Here is a 2,115-nt window from a genome sequence, read left to right on the forward strand (position 1 = left end):
GACCGAACTGGGCGCGGCGGAGTTCACACGAGGGCAGACCTTCGGAAGCCGCTACGCAACGGTCGAGCGTGCTTCAGCGTCCGATCTAGAGAGGGAACGAATCGAGTTGGGTCGTCTTCTGTCTCGGAGACCCAAGTGGCCCGAGGTTCCGGAGCGGCGGGGCGATCAGGCGATGTTGCCCACGGCCCCTAGCCGATGCCCGTTGGCTGCGCCAGAAAACGTCCGCTGGTAACTGTTCGGTCAGCCCGTGGAAGAACGGCCGGTCGGCATCCTCCCACCAGCGATCAAGTCACATTGCGTCGGCGTCGCTGCGGATCCACCAGCGCGGCGGATGGACCACCACCGGACAGGCCAGCCGAGGTGCTCGCCAGCCGCAAAATCCCTTTACGCGCTTGGCGAACCGACCATATCGCTCCGCCACGACGGGTCTCATCTTGCTTCTGCTCCCGGTCCCGATGGAGGTCGCAGCGGTACGCTCCGTCGGTTGCTCGGACGCCATCGAGGGCGAACGGGAAGGAAGTCGATCCCACGGCTTGAGCGAACGGTTACGTCCGCTGACCTCCGATGCCGTCGCATACAATCCCGCTCATTTCTGCATATCGTAAGTGATACATAGATAGTAATGTAGTACGTAAATTGTTTATATATAGCAATTTACAAAATGCACCGCAGTTCCGCCGGGATCGGTCCCGTCAGGTCGTTGTTGTAGAGGTACAGCCCCGTGAGGTTCGGCAGGCGGCCCAGTTCGGGCGGGATAGGCCCCGTCAGATCGTTGGCGTAGAGGTAGAGTCGGGCGAGGTTGGACAGGCGGCCCAGTTCGGCCGGAATCGGTCCCGTCAGGTTGTTGCCGATGAGAAACAGACTCGTGAGTCTGGACAGGCCACCCAGTGCGGGCGGAATCGGCCCCGTCAGGCCGTTGGAAGTGAGGGCCAGCGCCGTCAGAGCGGGGAGGCTGCCCAGTTCGGGCGGGATCGATCCCGTCAACCCGTTGTACGAGAGGTCCAGCACCGCGAGGCGCGAGAGGCCGCTCAGTTCGGGCGGGACTAAACACGAAAAGCGTAAGCTACTGCGGATCAATGGTTTACGTAGAATATCGCCCGCTCCCGTATCACTTTGGATACACAAATATGATCCGGAATACACCGGACCCAAGCGGACCGCGGCGGACGTGAACCTTGGGCCGAACCCTAGCCTCAACCTGCTGCCGGTTCGGCCTCCACGGCGACCGGGCGACCGCCGAAGCGTCCCCCTGCCCCCTCCATCGCGGCGGCGACGGGAAGCGGAGAGGCGTTCATCCTACCACGTCTCTCTCCGGGGCGCGACGCTGGCCTTGGAACCCGGCGGCGCGAGATTACCTTACTGTTGATGGACCTTCGGTCGGAGGTGGAGCCTTCTAAACCATTCTGTGAGGAACCGACCCGTGACGCTCGAACACTGGACCGCGAACATGGGGAACTACTGCCTTTCGGATCGCTCCGAGGTGGTCGACGAGGTGACCCCCGCGTACGGACGGCTGATCGCGGGGGCGGGCGCGCTCGGCGTTCCGGCGCCGTTGCGGGACCCGGACGATGCGTGGCAACTGGAGGTGCTCGCGCATCCGCACGGCCCGCGCGTCCTGCGGGCGTGCATCCTTGCCCCGGACGGGCGGCCTGCGGTGGCGGTGGCGGTGGCGGAAGGCGGTGGCGACGGCGCGCGGCGCGCATGGCGCGAGACCGTCGCGGCGTCCTCCTGGTTCATCGAGGGCTGCGACCTCGCGGAGTTCCGCGACCCTCCGGGCGGCCCGTGGATGATGGGGGCCTTGCAGGACGGGCTGGACGGCCATCCGGAGGCTTTCGACTGGCTGGGGGCCGTCCTCCAGTACATCGGGTGGGCGTTTCTGGACAGCCTCTCGCCGATCACGGTCGCATGACCCCGCCCGCCGGTTTCACCGGCTCGGCCCGGAGTCCCGGTCCGGCCCGGGCGGCCTGATCCTCTCGACCAGCCGCCTCGTCATCTCCATCTGCGCCCTGGCCCTGCGCCGTAGGTCCCGGAGTATCCGGTCAAGTCCGTCACCCGCGCGCTCAGCCGCTCGACTTGCCGCTGCAAGGCTTCGACCTGTTCTCGCAACGCTCCGAT

General features: G+C 65.7%; 2 protein-coding genes. One reads left to right on the forward strand and one right to left on the reverse strand.

Annotated elements, in window-relative coordinates:
- Positions 1-654 precede the first annotated feature (654 nt).
- On the reverse strand, positions 655-1,008 hold the full coding sequence (locus OXN85_07480; GenBank protein ID MCY3599796.1) for a hypothetical protein: 354 nt from the start codon (positions 1,006-1,008) through the stop codon (positions 655-657).
- A gap of 412 nt (positions 1,009-1,420) precedes the next feature.
- Between OXN85_07480 and OXN85_07485 the strand changes: the two genes are divergently transcribed.
- Positions 1,421-1,909 carry a hypothetical protein gene (locus tag OXN85_07485; protein ID MCY3599797.1) on the forward strand — a complete coding sequence of 163 codons (489 nt, stop codon included), beginning with the start codon at positions 1,421-1,423 and terminating at the stop codon, positions 1,907-1,909.
- Positions 1,910-2,115 lie beyond the last annotated feature (206 nt).

It is taken from the genome of Candidatus Palauibacter australiensis, from assembly GCA_026705295.1.
GTDB classification, from domain to species: domain Bacteria; phylum Gemmatimonadota; class Gemmatimonadetes; order Palauibacterales; family Palauibacteraceae; genus Palauibacter; species Palauibacter australiensis.